This is a genomic window from Nostoc sp. (genome assembly GCF_036916735.1).
In the GTDB taxonomy this organism is placed as follows: Bacteria; Cyanobacteriota; Cyanobacteriia; order Cyanobacteriales; family Nostocaceae; genus Nostoc.
The window spans coordinates 1-21,796 of sequence record NZ_JBALFV010000093.1; the positions used below are offsets into that span (position 1 = coordinate 1).

A 21,796-nucleotide genomic window follows, 5' to 3' on the forward strand; every position below is an offset into this window, starting at 1 on the left:
TCTGGCGCTTTACAACACAGGATGCGAGAGTCAAGTTGCGTTCTCTCTACCCTAACCCAGCAAATTAAGCTTGCCGCGCTAGTAGGTTGGGTTGAACTTTAGTGTTACCCATGCGATAGCGCAGCGTAAAGCCTTCTCTACGAGACGCTACGCGTAGCTTGCTTCCACGAAGTGGTACGGCATAGCTTTGCTTAGAGCAAGTCATCAAGCGTCACTTCCGAACCCGTTGGCGCAGCCTAAGAAGAGAAGCTCATTGCCAATTGGTTTAATGCTTAACCTTTATTTCCTGCTCTAAAAATAGATTGCCAATATCAAATAAAAGCTGCATAGTACCTCGGTAGCCAACCTTGGTGAACTGACTACAATCTAAGCGGTCAAAAATGGGAATCCCTTGACGATAGAGAGGAATTTTTAAGCGTTGAGCGATCGCTACTCCATGAGAGTTGGTAATTAGTAAATCAGACCCAACCGCCAGTTGCTCAAAATCTTCCAAATCGCCGATAGTAACGCTCTTGATCGGAAGTTTTTCTAACAGAGGAAAGCGTGTTGTTGTCACTGCTGAGTGAATCTCAACTCCTAGCGATCGCAAAAAAGAAACTGTTGACCAAAGTAAATCTGGTTCCAGCGCCAAAGAAACTCGCTTGCAACCAAAGTAAAAATGATTCTCCAACATCACATGTTGTAACTGACGGCGTTGACGACGGTATTTCTCTGGTACGCTGACACCACTGATATCCACCAATGCTTGCAGAAATTTATCTACTGCTGCTAGCCCCGTCAGTTCACCAAATACCTCATAAGGTATATTGAATCTCTGCTCCAAAATTTGCGCCCCAGCCCGCATACTATCACCTAGTGCCAAAGTGAATACAGAATTGCCAATTGAGCGCAACTGTGCCAAAGTTGTCCCATTAGCTGTAATGGCACTAGAAGAATCTTCTATATGAGCATATAGTGAGCCAGAAAGGTCAGGTACAACAATAGGTACGAGTCCAAAAGAGGTGACAATCTCTTTGATTTCCTGTATATCCCCTGGTGTAAAAGCAGAACTCGCCAAAATAGTGATTTGTGTAGGACAAGCGTCTTGCTTGGAGCTTTTTTGAGGAATTTCCTTGACTATACTCTCAACTGCACCAGCAAATCCATCCTGTAATGTACCTTTGAAATCTGGTGTAGAGACAAGCACAATTGGTAAATAATCCAGTTTTGGGTGACGGTGGCGAATCTCCTTGACAAAGCGTCCCATGTCATCGCCTCTGGTTTCCACAAGTCCAGTGCTACAAAGACCAATAATTTCTGGTTTGGATCTTTGCACTAAAGTCAAGATTGCTTGTTCAACTCTTTCCTCGCCACCCAAAATTGTTGCTACTTCGGTCATCGCCGTACTAGAAAGGGGAATCGCCTGACGGAAATGTTGTACTAACACCCCCTTAGTCAAAGCAGTACAGCCTTGAGAACCATGTAATAAAGGCATCATTCCCTTCAACCCCAAAAAGGCTAAAACTGCACCCACAGTTTGGCTTTGCTTCAGGGGATTAACTGCAACAGATGTACTGGTAACGCTAATAATTGCCATCAAATTTCTTCCTCTAGAGAATTTCCTGCTTCCTCTACTCCTACTTCCCAGGGGGCTGGCTGGTATACTTGTTCCCAGACAGGATTGTAAAAAGCAGCATACAATTCTCGTGCTACCTCTAAAATTCCTATATAGCCTGCATAGGCATGGTTACGTTCAGTATTAATGTCTAGGAATGGAATCCTAGCTGTGAGAGAAGTGTCTTGATGGCGTTTATCAGCAATTAACATATCAGCTTGATTTTCGTTAATTATCTGTAAAATTTCTTCATGACTATTTTGTTTTAGAATTATGCCATCTTGACCCAGCAAACTTTTGACTCTAATTTTATCTTCTTCAGTATTCTTATTAGTAAGAATAGCAATAACTTCCATCCCCAATTTTTTAGCAGCAAAGATAATCAACCAACTCTTGAAACTTTCAGTAAAAAGGATAACCCGCTTACCTTGCAATCGGGTAATATACAGAGCTAGTTTTTCATCTATTGCAGCAGTTTCTTCTACAATTAGCTTTTCTGTACGTTTCTGCAAATCAGAATTACCTAACTTTGCAGCAATATTCCTTAGACATTGATTGATTGACTCTATACCATAAATAGACTCTTCAATATAGGGAATGCCATATTTTTTTTCCATCCCTTTTGCCACGTTAATTAGTGCTTTGGAGGAGAGTACGACGTTAAGTTGGGCACGATGAGCATAGCAAACTTCTTTGTAGACAGCATCGCCTGTAATTTTTGTCAAAACTGTAATACCTAATTTCTCCAATAACGGTAGAACATTCCATATTGCACCTGCGATATTATGTTCACCAATTAGGTTGATGTTGTATGGTGTACTAGTCTCTGGTTCAGCTGTTCCAATAACATGTTCTAACAACGCTTCACCAGCAACACGGTTGCCCAAATTTTGGTTCCCAATGAATCCAGGACAATGTACAGGAATAGTAGGTATTCCTGTTTTCTCAGTGGCATTTTTGCAAACTCCCTCTATGTCATCTCCAATCAGGGCGGTGATACAAGTGGAATAAACAAATACCGCCGCCGGTTTGTAGCGTCTTGCTAATTCTAAAATGCCTTTGTACAGCTTTTTGGCTCCACCGAAAATGATATCGTTCTCATCTATATCGCTGGTAAAACGTATTTTGTACAACATCGAACCAGAGGAGAGACTGCTGTCACTTCCCCAAATACTGGCAGCACAGCCACTTGGCCCGTGAACTACATGAGCAGCATCGGTGATTGGTACTAGGGTAATCATTGCACTATCAAAAGCACAACTCCCTTGAGTAGTTCCAGGTTGGGGTAATTGTGTGGAGGACTTTTTTTTCTTTTGTTTTTGCTGCTGAGGAGCATCTTCAGAATTGGAGTCACTGAGTGAATCGTTAATTTTTCCTGGGGTGGGATTCATTGGTTTGGTGACAATAGGTAGAAGTTATTAGGTATTAAGTGAATTTGAAAAACTTTTCATAGGATTTTCATTTATTAACAGTGTATCTAAAAGATTGATAAAAGGGAATTAAAAAGAGCATTTCCTATTTCCTAAGATATAAACACCAACTAGGTTAGAGAAGGATAAAACAAAAATACGAACTAGACTATTAAAGTATTAATATTGCTGTGTAAAGCTTGATATATTAGTGTTAGCACGGTAAAGTTTAAACAAACAAAAGTTAGAATTGGCTATTCTATTACCTCCATTTTAAAGGATTTTTCAGAACTGACGAGTGCTGAGTCCTGAGTAATAAGTAATGAATAAGTAGTATTAATGAATTTTCCCACTCTTAGCTGAGGCATTCGCTACTCAAAACTAATTTGATGCTTAGTCGGTCTAATTTTACTTTTTACTTAGCACTGGCTAAAGCTTACCTATCCGCTAACAGCACGTTTCGGTGAGATGGTGGGCAAAAATAGCCCACCTGATATTTACTCTGTGTTTAGCACCTGAGTCTAAACAAGAACCTTACTTCTTCTTGCTACTAGAAACTGTTTCTACATTTCCTTTTTTCGGAGCTTCTAGTGCTTCACCTTCAGCGCCTTTTAGGGAATGAAACAGCCCTGCTGCTTCACGAGGGCTGAAACACCGATTTTTACGTTAATTTCCAAAAGTTTGTGTTTACTGGTAATACCAATTGGAAAAAAAAGCTACAGATTCCGAGCCAGAAACTCATATCAATTCTGTATGAAGATATGCCAAACTATATAACAAACGAACCGCAAAGGGCGCAAAGCACACAAAGAAAGAAAATTTGGCGCAACCTCACAAATAAATGGGATCAAATTCAATCCGAATTACGTTAGCGTAGCGGTAGCAACGTAGGAGCGTCATTACGAATTCAGCATTATCAGTTTGTTGTAATCCCCTGAAGGTTGCTCATACCTAAAGAGTGGTTGCAGCAGGATTTAAATTTACGCCAAATTTTCTTTTAACCACACAATTAACCATTGCAATCCACTCTAAACAGTTGCGACAACTTCCCCAATTTTGCTGATATCGTAACCGCCGAGAATTTCAAATTGGGAGTGAACCATCCGATGTCCCAAAGTACTGAGCAACTGCTGTACAGGTGCTTCTTCCAAATATTGCTTGAGAATCACCAAATCATATCGTGACTGATGTAAAGGGATAAATCCCAACCCAAAGGCAGTAGCTACAGATCCCGTACTTATACCAGCATCGGCAATTCCTTCTACTACAGCTTGGGCAACATCTTGGTGACTTTTGAGTACATTGTTAAAGCCCTGAACAGCATCAAACGGTACCTGCTCTTTTTGGAGTGTTTGTTCCAAAAGCATCCGACTACCAGAACCTATTTCGCGGTTGACAATAGTCGCTCCCCCTGCAACTAAGTCACTAATCGTTCTAATTCCCATTGGGTTCCCTGACTGCAACAAAAGTCCCTCTTCCCAGACACCAAGGGTAATCAGAACTGCTTCCTTCCCAGCCAGAACATCTCGAACAAAGGGAGTATTATATTCACCAGTTTCAGGATCATAAAGATGCATCCCAGCGATATGCGCCTCACCTCTGCATAGACTGTGCAATGCAGCCATGCTATTGGCGAAGTTATATTGGACTCGCAGTTGGGGATGCCAGCGTTCGGTGGCTCTAGCCCATAGTGAAATCACAGGGGCACAACCAGCAATCACAACTGTGTTGTGAAGTGTGTCGAAATTATCGTCTAAAAGACGGACTCGAACTTTATTTGTACCTGTGCAAGTCTCACCATCAGCCGGAATCATATCTTGACGAAAAGCATCTTTACCAATCAAGGGATAAGCTATCCATTGTCCTCCTACACGAGCCATGCTGACTCGCAGTTGTTGACCATTAGGAACAGGCTTGGCAAGAACTGCTTCAATTTCAGGTAAATCCCGCTCTAACCAGAATAGATCCTCAACTTGACAGCCAAGCGCTTTGGCCAAGCGAAGTGTTATAGAAACTGAGGGAGCATATAATCCCGACTCTACACCACTAATAGTCTGACGAGTTACACTAGCAATGTTAGCCAAATCTTGTTGGCTCATGCCTAAACGAGTTCTAATTGACTTCAAGTTATTACGGAGGTCACTATCCTGCTTCATTGGCTTTGTCTCTTGGTTTCAAAAAGCCGTAGCGGATTTAAACATTGCATCTGCCAAGGCGAAAGTCTTGTCTTTGAGTTTATATCATTATCTCTTTGACAACATGACTATGCTTTCGCTGTCTTGATTCCCTATACAAAAAGAATATCACAGAAATTGCAAATTTGCTTGCGAAGCGCCAATTATTTTTGCGGATGGTTACTTTTTACGTCCAAAAGTGCCTTAGCTTCGGTGAAAGCTCACGTTAAAAAAAATCAGCCACCCAAGGCGAAGCACCTGCAAATATTTGCGTAGCTACTGAAATAGCTGTTTCTATCCCATTCAGTTTTCCGGCTATTTGTAAATGGTAGGGTGTGAACAAACTTGTATATATTGGTGCTAGTTCTCGAACATCTAGCTGCAACTCACCTTTTCCTCCTTTTGTAACTTCACCGCGTCCATTGGCAACAGAAAGGATAAATTTACCATTGTTTGCATCTAGCAAATTATCTTGAATGTCTAGGTGCAGTTCAGTTTCAATTCCCGATGGATAACCTCGCATCTCCAACGCCTTGACTACATCTACTACCCGCAGCAGCCAACGCATTGTATACCTGAGTTTGGCAGTTTGCTCTGGTAAGAGCAATGTCAAGGAATCAATTGCAGAACTCCTCCATTGCACCTGGTCAATTTGGGAGCGATGAGTAGCAAAAAAAGACCAGAATGTTTGTGCAGCCGCAACTGTGAGAATTACCCAATCCTTTACCCGCAGGATTGTGCCATCCTCTTTTGAATGTTGGCTAAAAAGGATATACCCTTCGGGTTTCTCTTTTGTACCAATAAAATATGCGTAAAATGTTTCCTTCTCATCTGGTTGAATTAAGCGCTCCCAGATTACAGGATGTCGGTCTAAATATCCATGCGTTAATCTCGCCTGCTGCTGATATAGTTTGTGAAAGACTTGATGATTAATTGGCACTATTGGTTGCAAAGGTAGGGGTTGCTCTGGCACTTGGATACTTTTAGTAGGAACTTCCCAATTACACCAGCTACCCCCCTGCTCATACCCGACTTTGCGATACAAGCCTTGAACTGCTGGATAAAGAGCAGAGAGCGGTATACCTCTAGCATAGAGTTCTTTGAGAGTGTGCTGCATAAGAGCGATCGCACCTCCCGAACCGCGATACTCTGGAGCAATGCCCACTACAGCAATTCCTGTCATTGGTACACGCACACCACCCCACCACTGGCCCATATCCAGAGTTGCCAATCCACCAATTAATTGCTCCGATTTACGGATAATGCGGAAATTTTCTACGCCAACCAGATTGATGTAAGCTTCTTCGCCACTAAACCCACTGATGAAACACTGCTCAAAGATACTCCCAAGCTGCTGAATATCCTGGGGATGGGCAAGAGTGCTGTATTCAAATTTAGGCGTCATCTCTTATACCATTAATAATACCAAAGCAAAACTATACTACAACTAAGTTTGCTTGAAATTTGACCTTCTGAGGTTCAATGTTGACCTTCTGAGGTTCAACTTTGACTTTCTGAGGCTCAATGTTGACCTTCTGAGGCCCAATCAAGCAACCAAAAGACAAATACTATAGTAATATTCACCTCAAGGCTTTAGTTTGGGATGAGAAGCAGGCATACATTACTGATTACAACCAGGTTAGCGGTTCGCCTCTCAACCAAAACGCAGTGAAGAATGCAATCGTCACTTACCTATACAGCGATCATCCGGCGAAAGTATTAGCCCAAAACCAAGCGAATAAGTATCAAGTCATTGGGACTCTGAACAAAGATGGTGTTAAAGGTGACGAGCTTTTGTTGATTATAACGGTGAACCAAGCAACTCTGGATGAAGCAGCCGATTTATTACGGAAATTAGGAGTCAAAAGCGATATCATTACCGTTGATGGCGGCAGATCAACTTATTTATTCAATTCCCAGAGCGGAAATATTATTGTTCCCCAACTGTCTAATTCGCAGGAAGATCCTGCTTTGCGACACCTACCTCATTATCTGGGATTTCGTAAGAAAACCAAAAATCAGGTTGCGCTAAAAATCTTGAGCAGTCAGCCAGTGAAAAAAGTACTTGCAAAAAAAGATCAGCCTTATTTAATATTGTGGCGGGATAATCTTAACGGCGATGTCTCGATTAAGTTGTACGATGGGAACAAACTTATCCAAAACATTTCTTCTCGTACCGCTAGCGATGGAGTTTATGAATGGACACCACGTATTTCCGTAAAAGAAGGCTATTTTATTCGGATTTCTAGCTGGAAAGACCGAAATATTTTCGGGCAGTTGCAATTGTAATATAGCGCTTTTCGTTTGTATACAATACACTCTGACCTCACTCCATATATTATCCTAAGAGGAGATAGGCTTTTAATTTTACTCCCCAACGCTAGTAGGGAAGAGGCTGGGGGTTAGGTCTGTATTGGAATCAACTAAGAAGCGCTATAAAGATCACTGCTATTTTTAACGGTGCGGAATGGGAAAATGAAATGGATAACTGGCTAAACGCAAACCTCTTTACAAGTTTGGCGGTGTGGCAGTGATTGGAATTGTCATCGTTTCTCACAGTAAACAACTAGCTTTGGGTGTGCGGGAACTCGCCGCGCAGATGGTTCAGGGCGAAGTTCCTATCGCTATTGCAGCAGGCATTGAAGATCCGGAAAATCCACTGGGTACAGATTCCATTCAGGTTTATGAAGCGATCGCTTCTGTTTTATCTGATGATGGTGTCTTAGTATTAATGGATTTGGGTAGTGCTTTGCTGAGTGCGGAAATGGCAATCGAGTTTTTTTCAGAAGCACAACAGCAAAAAATGTATTTGTGTGAAGCACCTCTAGTAGAAGGTGCGATCGCTGCTGTAGTAGCTGCGGCATCTAATAGAGATATTCACCAAGTCATGGCGGAAGCACGCGGCGCAATTTTAGCAAAAGCAACTCAATTGGGTGTAGTTAGTAGTAGTTTGTCACTTGTTACCCCAACAACTGATGTAAAATCACCAACGCGAGAAATCCGGCTAATTGTAAGCAATCGCTTAGGATTACACGCTCGTCCCGCAGCGCAGTTTGTCGCAACCGCAGCTCGGTTTAAATCGCAAATTCTGGTGCAGAATTTAACGAGAAATACTGAACTAGTCAGGGGTGAGAGTATTAACCAAGTCACAACTTTAGGGGTGCGTCAAGGACACGAATTGCTGATTACTGCCACTGGTTCTGATGCAGATGAAGCACTAGCGGCATTACAAGGATTATTCGCAAATAATTTTGGTGAGGCAGCCCGGTCTTGTTGTTCCAACAAAGAGGAGCCAGCGCTGAAGACGGGTTTACCGTCGCAGGCGACTGGCGTTGGACTGCCGAACCCGGAGGGTGAAGATAATGTTGCTTTGAATTCTCCACCAACACTTCACCATGAAGTTACCTCAGCAACTCACGGCGAACTTTCGGGAATTGCAGCTTCTGCTGGAGTAGCGATCGCACCTGTTGTTCATTATCAACCCACTCAGATTTCGATTACGGAATATCACGTAGATGAACCTGATAGAGAGTGGCAACGAGTACAGACAGCAATTCACACCGCCAGGCAAGAAATCCAAGCAGTTTTTTCGCAAGCATCTCTTCAAATTGGTGACGCTGAAGCCGCCATCTTTGATGCCCAACTATTATTTTTAGAAGATCCAGTACTGTTGGAAGCGGCTCACCAACGCATTTTAGAACACCATATAAATGCTGAAGCAGCTTGGCAAACCGTAGTCGATGAAGTAGCGACTTCCTACCGCACACTTGAGGATTCTTACTTGCAAGAGCGAGTTGACGATGTTGTGGATGTCGGGCAAAGAGTGCTGCGATTATTAGCTGGAAATGCCCCTGCTAACTTGCATCTTGAGGAACCTGCAATTTTAGTGGCGACTGATTTAACTCCCTCAGATACCGCAAGACTAGATTCGACAAAGGTTTTAGGTATTTGTACGACTTTAGGTAGTGCCACATCTCACAGCGCAATTATCGCCCGAACATTAGGTATTCCCGCCGTTTTGGGCGTGGATGCCCAAGTGTTGCACTTGGCAGATGGTACACTTATGGCACTTGATGGTGAAAGTGGCAAAGCTTGGGTAGAACCAGAATCACATATCCTGGATTTACTGGAGGCAAAGCGAGAAGCTTGGCAAACTGCCCAACAGGAAGCACGAGCTACAGCACACCAGCCAGCAATTACTCGTGATGGTCGGCAAGTTAGCGTTTTTGCCAATATTGGTAGTATAAATGATGTGCAAGTTGCGGTGGCTAGCGGTGCAGAAGGTGTGGGATTACTCCGCACTGAGTTTCTCTATTTAGATAGAACAAGCGCCCCCACTGAAGAAGAACAACTAGAAGTGTATCAGGCGATCGCCCAAGTTTTAGATAATCGTCCATTAATTATTCGTACCTTAGATGTAGGTGGTGATAAGCCACTTCCTTATTTGAGAGTAGGGTTTCCAGAAGCGAACCCTTTCTTAGGTTGGCGGGGAATTCGTTTCTGTTTAGATCATTTGGATTTGTTCAAAACTCAGTTACGGGCAATTTTAAGAGCTAGTGTCGGACACCAAATTAAGATTATGTTGCCCATGATTGCCAGTGTAACTGAGGTACGTGCGGCTAAGGTAATTTTGGGTGAAGTGCAGGCTGAACTAAATCAAGCTGGTATTGCTTTTGATGCAGCGATGAAAGTAGGAATTATGGTAGAGGTTCCGGCAGCAGTTGCGATCGCAGATCAGTTAGCTGCTGAAGTAGACTTCTTTAGTATAGGGACTAACGACCTGAGTCAGTACGTCATGGCTAGCGATCGCACTAATCCCCGCGTGGCAAATTTAGTTAATGCGCTACATCCAGCCGTGTTGCGAATGGTGCAGCAAACTATCCAAGCTGCCCATGCAGCGGGAATTTCGGTAGGATTATGTGGAGAATTGGCAGCAGATACTTTAGCAGCACCAATTTTATTAGGTTTAGGGCTGGATGAGTTGAGCGTGAATCCTCAAAGTATACCTGGAGTGAAACAGGCGATCACTCGGTTAAGTATAGTTGAAAGTGAAGCGCTCGTGGCATCAGCATTACAACAAGATTCCGCAGAGCATGTCAGAGAACTAATCTCAACTTCAGTTCCTTCTGCGTAAATACTTTTGTATTATTTACTACCTGTATTTTAATTTATTAATCAAATCATAATATACTTCATTATTCCTTTAAATATAACAAAAGTTTTGATAAACGTTATAGATATGTTTGTAACCGTTGTCACATATGAATTTTAATCGTCAAAGTTTTCTATACTAATAGCTTTTTTGATAAAAATTACGTAAATTTACTGTTAGTTTTTTTTAAATATTACATATATATATGAAGATGCATACTGCAACATAACCGAAAAGACAAAAAAATTGTCTTTCAAAGTAAAAACAATGATATTAAGTTTCAAAAGTGTTAAAAAATTATCAATTGCTGCTATTGGATCAGCATTAGTAGCAGGTTTTATTGGATTAGAAGCTAAGTCGGCAAATGCTGCATTGTTTATCGATCAAGAACAGTCTAGCGGTAATGAAATTATGGCAGATTTTTCGCAGCCAGACTTAGCACAATCATTCAAACCAACAGCTAATAATGTTGCAGGTGCTGCCATAAAACTACTTACAAAGGGTATGGAACAGTTGGTGACGTTAAAATATCCTTGTGGAATGGTCAAGGAAATGTTTTAGCAACTGGTGTAGCACTCGAACAGTTTCCCGATGCGTGGACAGAAGTATTCTGGAACCCCGTAGCTGTTACACCAAATCAGACTTTATTACTCGTATTTGAGTCGCTCAGTGATCTAGCGATCGCTGGTGATATTAACAATCCTTATCCAAATGGTCAAGTCTATGCAAACAAAGGATTTCAATCATTCCCATATTATGATTACACATTCCGCACATACTCTGATGATAGTTTTGGAATGCAATCCGTTCCTGAACCAACCTCTGTTTTAGGTCTAATGACTTTCATTGCTTTCATTGGTGTTTCAGCCACCAAGTACAAAAAGCAACAGAGTGCTTTGTATAAAGACTAAAATCGAATCGCACTAAGTAGGTGGGCAAGAATATTTTCAACTATGTTAATAAAATTAGTTGTATTTGTAGTAATTATAAGGTGTATTATTCTTTCAGCGTAACGCACCATTGGCAATTCAAAGTACGTTAGCTTATGGCATAATACACCCTACATCAACTTTATACTTATTCATATAGATGAAATTTTTCTCGCTAACTTACTTAACTGTTAGAATCTTATTCCCAGTTGCCCGTTAAACCCACGAATAGAATTATAACCAGCACCAACAAAAACGTTATTAGTAGCACTTACTTGAACGCCACCTGAAATTGCAACACCTTTATCTTCTGAATAAAGTCCAACTCCTACATAAGGTGAAATTACAGGCAAACTAATAAATTTTAAAACATCTACTCCCGTAGCACCATCAGGACCAGCTCCTAGCTCAACTCCAAAATTTAAAGCTCTAGCTCCTACAGCATAAGTTACATCACCATCTTTTCCACCGACTGAAACCCAAGGTTGCGGTATAAGTTGAGCCGATGCTTGACTTGGGGTAAATAAAGCAAACAAACCGATTGATGTAATTAATATTTTAGTAATAATCGCTATTTTCATGTTATTTTTTCCACTAACTGGTGCATTTTAATTGTCTTCTCACAACTACCCTTACTTCAGCACTACTGTTAAGCAAAGTTTTGCCATGATGGCTAATTGTGACGGATTGAACGTCATTTGAGTGCCCAATGAGTTCAAGCATAATTTTAGTAGTGTAATATTAATGACAGCCCTATGCAGTCGCGATTGTTAATTGTCAGGTATATTTGCTGATTACTTTATCAAAATGCCTAATTGCTTTATTAAAATGCCTGATTACTTTCTCAAAATACTTAAATGCTTTCACAAAAGGTCATTTGACTTACTCATTTTGGTGTTTTCCGCAAGCAAAAGTTCATTTGACTTACTCAAAAAGTCATTTGACTTACTCATTTTGGTGTTTTCCGCAAGCAAAAGTTCATTTGACTTACTCAAAAAGTCATTTGACTTAATCATTTTGGTGTTTTCCGTAAGCAAAAGTTAATTTGACTTACTCAAACCCCAGTTTGCTTACTCATTTTAGTGTTTTCCGCAAGTAAAAATTCATTTGACTTACTCAAAAGTAGATACATCTCGCAGCAAACTAGGAATTTCCCCTTGAGATAAAGGAAACTCCAGCAAGGTTTCTCTAAGACCTAAATACCCAGATTCAGCGAACGACAAAAGCATTCTTGAAAGTGCTAGCCAAACCTCCGGTTCATATTCCCAATCACGATAACGCGAAGCTTTACCAGCAATTGAACGTAGCGCCCAGAAAAAAGAGTTTCTCACCACCGAACCACCTTTCTTAAACTCTGGTAAATCTTCGTGGTGGATAAAAAGTATTTGATTATCAATTCTAGCTCTCATCGCATTTTATATTTTAGATTAAAAGTAAATCTTAAATAGGGTAGATTACGGCTTTAGCCTAACGCACGATGTTATATAGTGGTGCGTCATCTTTACCAAAAAACTCCTCTTTTCTTTGTGTCTCTGCGCCTCTGTGGTTCAATAAATAACTTTTAAACAGCAGAGTCACAGAGAATACACTAGAGCAAAGCAGACACCTAAAAATTAGCGCTTAAACCTAAACGAAAAGTGAATCCAGGGCTATATATGCGATTAACTCGCTCATATTGCTCACCGAGAAGATTTTCTAAATAAACTGTCAATCCTAAATTGGTAGTTAAAGGTATACGACCGGTCAAATCTAAATTCACGAAAGATGGTGCAAAATCTGTAGCCTTATCACCAGGGTTAGCGAAGATGGATCTACGAGCGCCGCTATTGTAGGTAACATACAAGTTAGCCTGCCATCCCGCATTTTCATAACCTACACCAGTTTGAAGTACAGAGTAAGGAATCAAACCTAATTGTAAACCTCTCTCTGAACCTGTTTTTATTTGAGCATCTGTATAAGTATAGTTGAGGAAAGTTGACCAGCCAGCTGCAATTTTTAATTGCAAAGCTGCCTCTAAACCATTGGTATCTACTAATCCAATGTTTTCCCATCTTCCGGCGATAACTCCCAAGCGATCGCCTATACTACTACCAAAATAAGTAAACTGTCCAATCAGATTTTGAGAAAAATTTACATCTACTCCCGCACTCCAAGTAGAACCGATTTCCGGTCTTAAATCAGGGTTAGGTTCCCAACCATGAACCGTATCATAAACATACAACTGATCTAACCCAGGATTGCGTTGTGCCCCTGCCCAACTTCCACGCACTGCTACTATTGGTGTGATAGCATAACGTAACCCAACACTAGGGTTGAGATAATTTCCAAACTGGCTGTCAAAGGTTTGCCTTAGCCCTAAATCTATCAGAAAGTTATCGCTAATATTCCAAGTATCAACAGTAAATAAAGCTGTATTGAACAAACTTCTATCTTCAGTTCCATTAGTGGCAATCCTACTAGGAATTGTACTAAAAACATCACCGATTAAATTGGTGTTTTTCAAATCTAATCCCCAGCGCAATTTATTATTGGAAGTAATTTTCCACTCATGATCTACTCTGGCTGTGAGTTGTTGTGTATCTAAAGCTCCTGTACGGTAAAATGCTCCTGTAGGACCATAAGTGCTGAAATAATCTTGGTTATAACCAATTGAGGTTGTAAGATTAGAGCTTTCCCCATTACCTAACCGAGTCTTCCAAGATAAGCCAACATTTAAACTATCGTGGTCTAATCTATCTCTTTGCAAAGGAAACCCAAAATAAATTAAGCCGCGACGACTGCTGAGTTTAGTAACATCTAAATTCAAAGAATTTTTTTTATCTAAATTTACTCCAATGCTACCAAAATAAGTACTTGTAGCTGTGTCTGCATTTGATAAAAATCCCTGTTCATCACGATTTGCTGCACCTACAGGAACGCGGTAACGGTTATCTGTAAAGAATCTTTCAAAGCTAAAGTTGTATTTGACATTATTAGATGAACCACCATAGGTTACTTGTTGATTATTTAAACTTAATGAGCCAAATTCTGCACTAGCGCTCAATTTAGGTTTGCCATAACCTTCCTTGGTGATAATATTCACAACTCCCCCAAAAGCTGAAGAACCATACAAAGCAGAGGCTGTACCACTGTATAATTCCACTCGTTCAATAGCCTCTACAGGAATACTATTTAAGTCAGTTCCACCATGATAAGTGTTGACATTATTGTTAATTGGTCTACCATTAATCAGAAATACAGACTGATTAATTGAGGCTCCACGATAGTATGTACCTGTGTGAGTATCTGCACCGTGACCTACATCATTGATCGCAAAACCAGGCATTCTTTTCAAAATATCGGCTAAACTTGTAGCGCCCTGCTTTTTAATTTCTTCTTGATCAATTACGTAAGTTGGAGTAGATTGAGGTAGGTTATCTGGATCTGCAATCACTTCTATAGAAATCTCTGCATCATCGCTCGGAGTTTGCTCTGTTTCTGGCTGAGTTTCTAGATTAACTTCACTCGGTGCAGATTGTTGAGTTAATAATTCGGCATTAATAGCGGGTAGCTCAATCTCACTTAAACTCGGAATATCTGAAATTACTTCGATTGATTTATCAGTAATTCTCTGCTCAATTTCACTTTCAGCAGTAAAGCCAGGAGACGCTATCAGTAAACTTGGTAAAGCAACTGTTAGCAACAAAAAATCTTTTTTCACGTTCTCTTTCACACCAACTAAAAACAGTCACCACCTAATATTGTTCCTGTAATAGTAAAATCATGTCAAAAGACACGCTGTCATATTTCCACGGTTAGATTCCCGATTTCTCTGAGAGTTCGGGAAATCTTGTTGTTCACAAATGATTAAGTAGGGCTATAGCAGTTTTTAATTGCGTGAACTATGTGCAATTTTGCATTGCTGATTCCATGTATAAAAATGATTTTGCAAAATACCAAAATCCTTGTAGAGACGTAGCACTGCTACGTCTCTACATCCAGATTCATACTTCAATTCAGCAACGCCTACAATTTTTATAGGAGTGACATCACAGTTTCAAAAACAATTTTTACTCGCAACTCTAATTAGAAAACGCAGAGCTTCATTTACTGCTTCTGAATTGGGAAACATTTTTGCAACATCAGGTTCTAAAAAAACTATCAATTTTTCAAAATTATTGGAATTCTCTTCAACATTTTTTACATAGTTATCTGTAAAAACCTGATTTGATTGAGGTTGATTTTGGGTTATAGTTGTTTGGTAAGATGTATCATTTAATTTATTAACAAGTGATTCCCAACTACTAACTTTTAGGTTAAAGTGAGCTTTTGCATCCCGTAATGTTTTAAACTGTTGCTTCAGAATATCAACAGTATAAATATGCTTTTGAGCTACCTGATTTTTTAGATTAAGGTCTGACTCAACCATATCAACTACTTCACTAATAAGTCGATCATGATTTTCGGCAATTTGAGCAGTAGCCCCTAAAATCTTAGAAGTAGCTTTTATTTGTACATCAGTCTCTTGTTTAAGGCGATCAGCAATATTGCGAATTTGATCTCCTAACCTCGCTTTACCTTGTTTTTGCGTCGTTGGGAGTGATTTTTTACTCATGAATATGCTTATTTATTCAGAAAGTATATCTTTAATAGCCAGCCAGATGCGTTTAAACTTTTGTACCAAACCCATAGGATTGTTAATTGTTTCTTCTTCTACCGAATCAACTAGAGATTGAATCCGATCCATACGCTCTGCTACAATGTAAAGACTGTTTACTGCTTCATCTTTACTTTCTAACGATTCACGCAGTAGCACAACCATCTGGGCAATTTCCCGTTTTAGTCGTTCATTCTCAGCTTTCCGGCGAGTTTCCCATCCCTTAATACTAGCTTTGGAACGTCGCTCATGCTTGAGTTCTGCTTTAGCCTCATTGTATAAACTCAAATACATTTCTCGTTCAGAGTTTACTGCCTCATATTTGGTAACCAATTCAGTCGCTCTCGCTTTTTCTTCGTTGTAGAGACAGAGTGTTTGTTGATGACTTTCTTGTTCATCAATATAAAAACGGTAATTTTGAGTAACTCGCTCTTTTAGCTCATTAGCTTCAAGTTGGCAAGTTTGAATCTCTTGTTGGTGAACATGAACTAGCTGTGATATTTTCGCTTTTTCTTCATTGTAAAGGTAGAGCGTCTTTTGATGATTTTCTTGCTCATCAAGATAGAAGAGATAATTTTGAGTGAATCGCTCTTTTAGCTCATTGGTTTCGAGTTTTAGCTCATTAGCCTCGATTTGATAAGTTTGAATTTGTTGCTGAACATGAACCAGTTGTGATGTAGCTTCCTTTGCACGTTGTTCTGCTTCATCGCGTTGAGATACAGCTTCCTCATTTTCTTTCGCACGTTGTTGCCATTCATCGCGTTGAGCACGAACAGTCATCAATAGCTGTTTAAGCTCATGAGGAGAAGGTGGTTCTATATGCTTTGAGTGAAGATGAATAGGAGGTTTACCCGGTCTTTTTTTCATCGCGATAATTTAAGTTACTATGTGAGTATTCGTGATATTTAACTATAAAAATTTAGTTTAGCCGAGATAAACTCATTGAAGTGTGATCTCGGTTCTATTAGTAATATGATCTGACTCTGGGTTGAGATATCTTTTAGTCTGCTTCAAACGCTGAAATTCCCAGACGTACGATCTCAAAGGGCTAGATATATTGCACTTCATAAGCAAACTAGGCTTTAAAAGGCGAAGGGGAATAAGCCTCAAAGCCTCTTCCTTGTAAGAATTACGAATTACGTTAGCATTGGGAAAACTGGAAGCTTCGCAAACACAATAGAATGATTCAAACTTTAGGCAAAGTAGTTACATTCGATGAATTCGTTGCTAAATACCCTGACAACACTGGAAAACGTTATGAATTGCATGATGGAGCAATAGTCGAGATGCCACAACCCACAGGCGATCATGAAGAGATTATCGTATTTTTAGTTCAGAAATTTATTCTAGAATATAGCCGCATTAGCCTGCCTTATGGCATCCCGAAAACAGTACTAGTGAAACCGCTTGAAAGTGAATCGGCTTACTCACCAGATGTACTGATATTAAATCTCCCTAATTTGATAAATGAACCTTTGTGGAAAAAAGAATCTACTGTAAGTCAAGCGGAATCAATACCTTTAGTAGTTGAGGTAGTGAGTAGCAATTGGCGTGATGATTATTTAAAAAAAGCTGCTGACTATGAAGCTGTAGGTATCCCAGAATACTGGATTGTAGACTATGCGGCTTTAGGCGGTAGGCGATTTATTGGCAACCCCAAACAACCAACTGTTTCGCTTTACACCTTAATTGATGAAGAATACCAAGTCAGCCAGTTTCAAGGTAGCGATCGCATTATCTCACCTCTGTTCCCCGAATTAAATTTAACCGCCGAACAGATTTTTCAAGCTGCTGGATACCCTGTATAACCCTTACAGTATTAATAAAAAAGAGCGATTTCCGTTACAGATGAAATTTGTTGTCGCAAACTCTTTAGTAAATCAAGAGTTTTTTCGTATCCCCGGTTTAGATAAGCTTCAAAGTTATCCGGTGCAAAATTTATTGCTTGAGTACAATCTGTAACAGCTTGATGGTAATCTTGTAATTGGAGATAAGCCAGAGTGCGATCGCTATAAGCTACAGCAAAATCTTTCTCAAGTTCAATGGTCTGGTTGAAATTCTCTATAGCTTCCTGGTAATTACCCCGTCGCATTTTATCTATACCAAATTCAAAGAAGTCACTAGCTGTAATTTAGGTAATTAAAATAGATGCTGAATGTGCAGGTAAAGTCAGAAAATTAAGCGGTAAAGCAATAACTACACTGAGAAATAATCGCCACAAATAACTCATAATACCAAATGAGGTTAGGGAGTGTTGTTTAATATTCTTGGAACAGTTTTTTGTAAAAACCTTAATCCAAAATTCAAAATCGTTCGACTGAGCGTAGTCGAAGTCTAAAATCCAAAATTGGTATTAGCATCCTATTTGACAATTTCGACAACCCTAAAATTCGCGGGACAAAAAGCCCCGCAAATTCTTAATTATTGAAGCTAGATTTTAGTTCACTTCCAGTCCTTATCTGCTTGTGAAAGCACATAAGTAGTTACATCTTCAATCTGGTTAGCTTTTAAACGACTACCGAAAGCAGGCATGGCATTTTTACCTTTTGTAACTTGGGCGATAATCGCTTCCTCTGAGTACATACCATACTTTTCTAAAGCATCCTTCTTCAGATTCTTCGGAGCTTGAACCAGATTTTTACCTCCCGCATGACAAGAGGCACAATTAGCACTAAATACTTTAGCTCCACTAATAGCATCTCCTGCCAAAGCTGGATTGCTGTAGGCAAAGGTGAAGATTGCTATGCCTAACAGCATCACTGTAATAATTTTTTTCATTTTGTGTTTTTTCTCTCTCCAATAACAGCTTATTCACTGCAATATCCCCCATAATTGTCAGTTGAGGCGCTGCTATAGTCAAATGACAAGCTGTCAAACTTTGCTATCAAGTTTTTTGATTTTCAATTTTCAGGATTTGTCGTAGCACAAAGCGTGCTTATACCAATTCGTTATTAAAGCCCAGTTAATATTTATTAATGTAGACACGCTGTGGCTTGCCACAGGCTAACACCAAGTGAGAAGGGGTAGTTATTAAGTGCAAGTTTAGTTAAAATTTATATTAAAAAATAAGGACTAAAGTCCTTACTATGAACTTACTTACCGCTATTATTACGGGTAAGAGCATTATAATCAATTGTGAATTATTTTAACAGCCCCTAACTGAGTAAGCATATCTCCTGTAACACGGCAAATTTGCCAATCATCTAATATAGATGCTCCCATATTACGATAGAATTCTTTAGCTGATTCGTTCCAATCCAGCACACTCCACTCTAACCGTCCACAATCACGTTCTACAGCTATCTGAGCTAATTTAGTCAGGAGAGCTTTACCAATACCTTGCCTACGATATTGTGGTAAAACAAATAAGTCTTCCAGATAAATTCCTGGCTTAGTCAGAAATGTTGAATAATTATGAAAAAATAGGGCAAAACCAACAGCTTGACCAGCAGATTCTGCTAAAACTGCCTCTATATATTTGTGCGAACCAAATAAATGCTCTTTAAGTTCCAGAGCATTGCCAGTAACAGCGTGAGATAATTTTTCATACTCAGCCAGCCCCTGAATTAATTGAAATAGTACGCTGTAATCAGTTGGTTCAGCAAAACGCACAATCAAATTACTATGCAAAGTCATTAGTCTATAGTTTATAGTTCATAGTCCATAGTCTATAGGTAACTGTGCAAGTTTTTTGACTAATGACTAAATAAAAGCCAAAAAAAGGTATAAAACGCCCTGTTTTTGCAATTTGTAAGATACAAGTTCGCTTTCATTCATTAGACATGTGGATTTAATAAAGAGCAAGTTTTTTAAGGTGTGTTAAGAGCATTTATCCTAACGCACCTAAAATCTAGGATGGTGCATTACGCTACGGGATAACATAACGCTATTTGCTACAACGGATAGTACAGCGTAAAGCCTTCTCTTCGAGACGCTGCGCGAACGCCATGGCTTCGCTTAGAGCAAGTCAGACGCTCATACATCGCTAACGCAACGCTTACGAGCGTCGGGAACCTCCGCAACGCACAGGCTCCCCTACCAGATTTAAAGTTTTGCACTTTATTTGATCCGTGTTCGTTAATGAAGCTAATCTATCTTCGTAGATGTAATTAAATCAACCAACCTTTTAAACGTTTGGCTATGTGAGGACGGCGCAATTTCCGCATGGCTTTGCTTTGAATTTGTCGCACTCGCTCACGAGAAAGATTGAACATGTTGCCAACTTCTTCTAAAGTACAGGGTTCGCTGGTTGTCAAACCATAGCGCAGAGAAATTACATCTTTCTCCCGTGGAGTTAACACGTCACCCAAGACTTCCCAAATCTCCTGACGCATCATGTTTTCATTCATTTTTGCTTCTGGAGACAGGTTATCTTCATCTTCTAGCAAATCCATTAATTCCGTGTCTTCTTCTTTACCGACGCGGTGGTTGAGAGAAAGTGCTTGACGGCGTAGCTGTTGTAATTGACGTAGTTGTTGCACAGTAATTTCCAAAGTTTCTGCCATTTCTCCTTCGGTAGGATTACGACAAAGTTTTTGCTTGAGTTCTCGTTGTGCTTTTTTTAGCTTGTTAAGCTTTTCAACAATATGAATAGGTAGCCGGATTGTCCGCGCATCGTTAGCTATAGCTCTGGTAATCGCTTGTCTAATCCACCAATAGGCGTAAGTAGAAAACTTATATCCTTTATCTGGATCAAACTTTTCTGTAGCACGATTTAAACCCATTGCTCCTTCTTGAATTAAATCCAAGAAAGGCACTCCCCGATTTAGGTATCGTTTAGCAATAGAAACTACCAATCTCAGATTCGAGCGAATCATTTTGCGTTTCGCTACTCTACCTTGATACAAGCGATTTTCTAATTGCTTTTCTGTCATTTCTAGCTCGGAAGCCACCTCTACCTTACTAGGTTCCTGTCCCAGTTTTAATTCTAAGGCTGCTTGTAATTCCCTAACTTCTTCTAGAAATCTAACTCGCCGCGCTAACTCTACCTCTTCATCAGCTTTTAGAAGTGGATAACGCGCCATCTCTTTAAAAAACGCACCGACGGCATCATCATGCTCGGTTTTGTTGTATCCCGAAGGACGAGCCGCAGCCATTTCATCACCGTCGCGTTCGTCTGATTCCAGATTTTCTACTACAATTGGAGTCTCTTCATCTGCTACTGCTTCTAAAATATCGAGTGATGGTTCTTCAATATCGGCAGTATTCTCCAGTATTTCCATTTCTCCCAATTTAACAATATTCATGGTTTCCTTTAGGGATTGTTGCTTTGTTTGGTACATAATTTAGTTACAGCTACTCGTTTGAGGCTTGGTAGTTTTCCCTAAGGGACGAATGCACCCGTTTATATAGCGAAATACAGGCTTATGCTAATTTAACTTCAAGAATATAAATCGGCATCTACCTAACACTTATGGGTTACAGTTAGATACAATCTATAACTAAACTGGCCTTCGCACCCAACAAAACTTTCTTCTCAGGCTCTTGACAAATTATATTCTTCATTTTTTTCTTAATTACCAAATATGTCAAACCCCCTGAAACTTTCTCAACCTTAACAAACATATAAATTTCAGCTAAACATCCAAATTTCTTAAATTTTCATATATATTTATAAAATTTTTTTATTATTTAGACATTAAAAATCACTGGATAAAATTAAAAACTTGGTGCTGGAGTTATGCATTACCGATTTAAAGTTATCCAGATGATACAAATTATAATAATGGGATTAAATTCGAGATGTTATTACTTGTATAAAAGCATCTCATATACAGAAAAGGTTGAATATCTATCGATAGGCGGAAAAAAGCTACTCCCTATTTAGTAGATGGAGCAACCAACTGTTGCAGAAAAAGCTGACATGCTTTTATTTGTATAATGGGTACCAAATATTTATTGC

The 21,796-nt window shown here is 39.8% G+C and carries 18 protein-coding genes; 5 read left to right on the forward strand and 13 right to left on the reverse strand.

Going from position 1 to position 21,796, the window contains the following annotated elements:
• Positions 1 to 265: 265 nt before the first annotated feature.
• From nifN to V7L20_RS20155, 4 genes are all read right to left on the reverse strand, one after another.
• Positions 266 to 1,576 carry a nitrogenase iron-molybdenum cofactor biosynthesis protein NifN gene (gene nifN / locus V7L20_RS20140; RefSeq protein ID WP_334745787.1) on the reverse strand — a complete coding sequence of 437 codons (1,311 nt, stop codon included), beginning with the start codon at positions 1,574 to 1,576 and terminating at the stop codon, positions 266 to 268.
• Positions 1,576 to 2,985: a nitrogenase iron-molybdenum cofactor biosynthesis protein NifE gene (gene nifE, locus V7L20_RS20145; protein ID WP_334745788.1), complete on the reverse strand. Its 1,410-nt coding sequence runs from the start codon at positions 2,983 to 2,985 to the stop codon at positions 1,576 to 1,578. Before nifE ends, nifN begins: the two co-directional genes overlap by 1 nt.
• Positions 2,986 to 4,031: 1,046 nt before the next feature.
• A complete protein-coding gene (locus tag V7L20_RS20150; protein WP_334745789.1) occupies positions 4,032 to 5,159 on the reverse strand; it encodes a substrate-binding domain-containing protein in 1,128 nt (375 codons plus the stop codon).
• A 244-nt stretch (positions 5,160 to 5,403) separates the two neighbouring features.
• Entirely contained in the window at positions 5,404 to 6,582 is a 1,179-nt protein-coding gene (locus tag V7L20_RS20155) for a GNAT family N-acetyltransferase (RefSeq protein WP_334745790.1), read from the reverse strand.
• 263 nt (positions 6,583 to 6,845) lie between these two features.
• On the opposite strand from V7L20_RS20155, the gene V7L20_RS20160 reads away from it, so the two are divergent.
• From V7L20_RS20160 to V7L20_RS20175, 4 genes are all read left to right on the forward strand, one after another.
• Positions 6,846 to 7,466: a hypothetical protein gene (locus tag V7L20_RS20160; protein ID WP_334745791.1), complete on the forward strand. Its 621-nt coding sequence runs from the start codon at positions 6,846 to 6,848 to the stop codon at positions 7,464 to 7,466.
• 241 nt (positions 7,467 to 7,707) lie between these two features.
• Positions 7,708 to 10,311: a phosphoenolpyruvate--protein phosphotransferase gene (gene ptsP, locus V7L20_RS20165; protein WP_334745814.1), complete on the forward strand. Its 2,604-nt coding sequence runs from the start codon at positions 7,708 to 7,710 to the stop codon at positions 10,309 to 10,311.
• A 264-nt stretch (positions 10,312 to 10,575) separates the two neighbouring features.
• A complete protein-coding gene (locus tag V7L20_RS20170; protein ID WP_334745792.1) occupies positions 10,576 to 10,890 on the forward strand; it encodes a hypothetical protein in 315 nt (104 codons plus the stop codon).
• Positions 10,863 to 11,240 carry a PEP-CTERM sorting domain-containing protein gene (locus V7L20_RS20175; protein WP_334745793.1) on the forward strand — a complete coding sequence of 126 codons (378 nt, stop codon included), beginning with the start codon at positions 10,863 to 10,865 and terminating at the stop codon, positions 11,238 to 11,240. Before V7L20_RS20170 ends, V7L20_RS20175 begins: the two co-directional genes overlap by 28 nt.
• Before the next feature lie 209 nt (positions 11,241 to 11,449).
• Here the strand turns inward: V7L20_RS20175 and V7L20_RS20180 are convergent, their stop codons facing one another.
• The 5 genes from V7L20_RS20180 to V7L20_RS20200 form a co-directional block, all read right to left on the reverse strand.
• Positions 11,450 to 11,839: a hypothetical protein gene (locus V7L20_RS20180; protein WP_334745794.1), complete on the reverse strand. Its 390-nt coding sequence runs from the start codon at positions 11,837 to 11,839 to the stop codon at positions 11,450 to 11,452.
• A gap of 531 nt (positions 11,840 to 12,370) precedes the next feature.
• A complete protein-coding gene (locus V7L20_RS20185) occupies positions 12,371 to 12,667 on the reverse strand; it encodes a hypothetical protein (RefSeq protein WP_334745795.1) in 297 nt (98 codons plus the stop codon).
• A gap of 197 nt (positions 12,668 to 12,864) precedes the next feature.
• On the reverse strand, positions 12,865 to 14,958 hold the full coding sequence (locus tag V7L20_RS20190; protein WP_334745796.1) for a TonB-dependent receptor plug domain-containing protein: 2,094 nt from the start codon (positions 14,956 to 14,958) through the stop codon (positions 12,865 to 12,867).
• 336 nt (positions 14,959 to 15,294) lie between these two features.
• On the reverse strand, positions 15,295 to 15,852 hold the full coding sequence (locus V7L20_RS20195; RefSeq protein WP_334745797.1) for a hypothetical protein: 558 nt from the start codon (positions 15,850 to 15,852) through the stop codon (positions 15,295 to 15,297).
• Between the two features lie 12 nt (positions 15,853 to 15,864).
• Entirely contained in the window at positions 15,865 to 16,761 is an 897-nt protein-coding gene (locus V7L20_RS20200) for a hypothetical protein (protein ID WP_334745798.1), read from the reverse strand.
• Positions 16,762 to 17,075: 314 nt separating this feature from the next.
• Between V7L20_RS20200 and V7L20_RS20205 the strand changes: the two genes are divergently transcribed.
• Positions 17,076 to 17,702: a Uma2 family endonuclease gene (locus V7L20_RS20205; protein WP_334745799.1), complete on the forward strand. Its 627-nt coding sequence runs from the start codon at positions 17,076 to 17,078 to the stop codon at positions 17,700 to 17,702.
• 11 nt (positions 17,703 to 17,713) lie between these two features.
• Here the strand turns inward: V7L20_RS20205 and V7L20_RS20210 are convergent, their stop codons facing one another.
• The 4 genes from V7L20_RS20210 to V7L20_RS20225 all read right to left on the reverse strand — a co-directional run bounded on the left by V7L20_RS20210 (position 17,714) and on the right by V7L20_RS20225 (position 21,176).
• Positions 17,714 to 17,986, reverse strand: a complete 273-nt coding sequence (locus V7L20_RS20210) for a tetratricopeptide repeat protein (protein WP_334745800.1) — start codon at positions 17,984 to 17,986, stop codon at positions 17,714 to 17,716.
• Between the two features lie 350 nt (positions 17,987 to 18,336).
• Positions 18,337 to 18,672, reverse strand: coding sequence for a cytochrome c6 PetJ (gene petJ / locus V7L20_RS20215; RefSeq protein ID WP_334745801.1), 336 nt, complete (start codon positions 18,670 to 18,672; stop codon positions 18,337 to 18,339).
• Between the two features lie 351 nt (positions 18,673 to 19,023).
• A complete protein-coding gene (locus V7L20_RS20220) occupies positions 19,024 to 19,530 on the reverse strand; it encodes a GNAT family N-acetyltransferase (RefSeq protein ID WP_334745802.1) in 507 nt (168 codons plus the stop codon).
• A gap of 473 nt (positions 19,531 to 20,003) precedes the next feature.
• The gene (locus V7L20_RS20225) at positions 20,004 to 21,176 is read right to left on the reverse strand and encodes an RpoD/SigA family RNA polymerase sigma factor (protein ID WP_334745803.1); all 1,173 of its coding nucleotides are present in this window, start codon (positions 21,174 to 21,176) and stop codon (positions 20,004 to 20,006) included.
• Positions 21,177 to 21,796 lie beyond the last annotated feature (620 nt).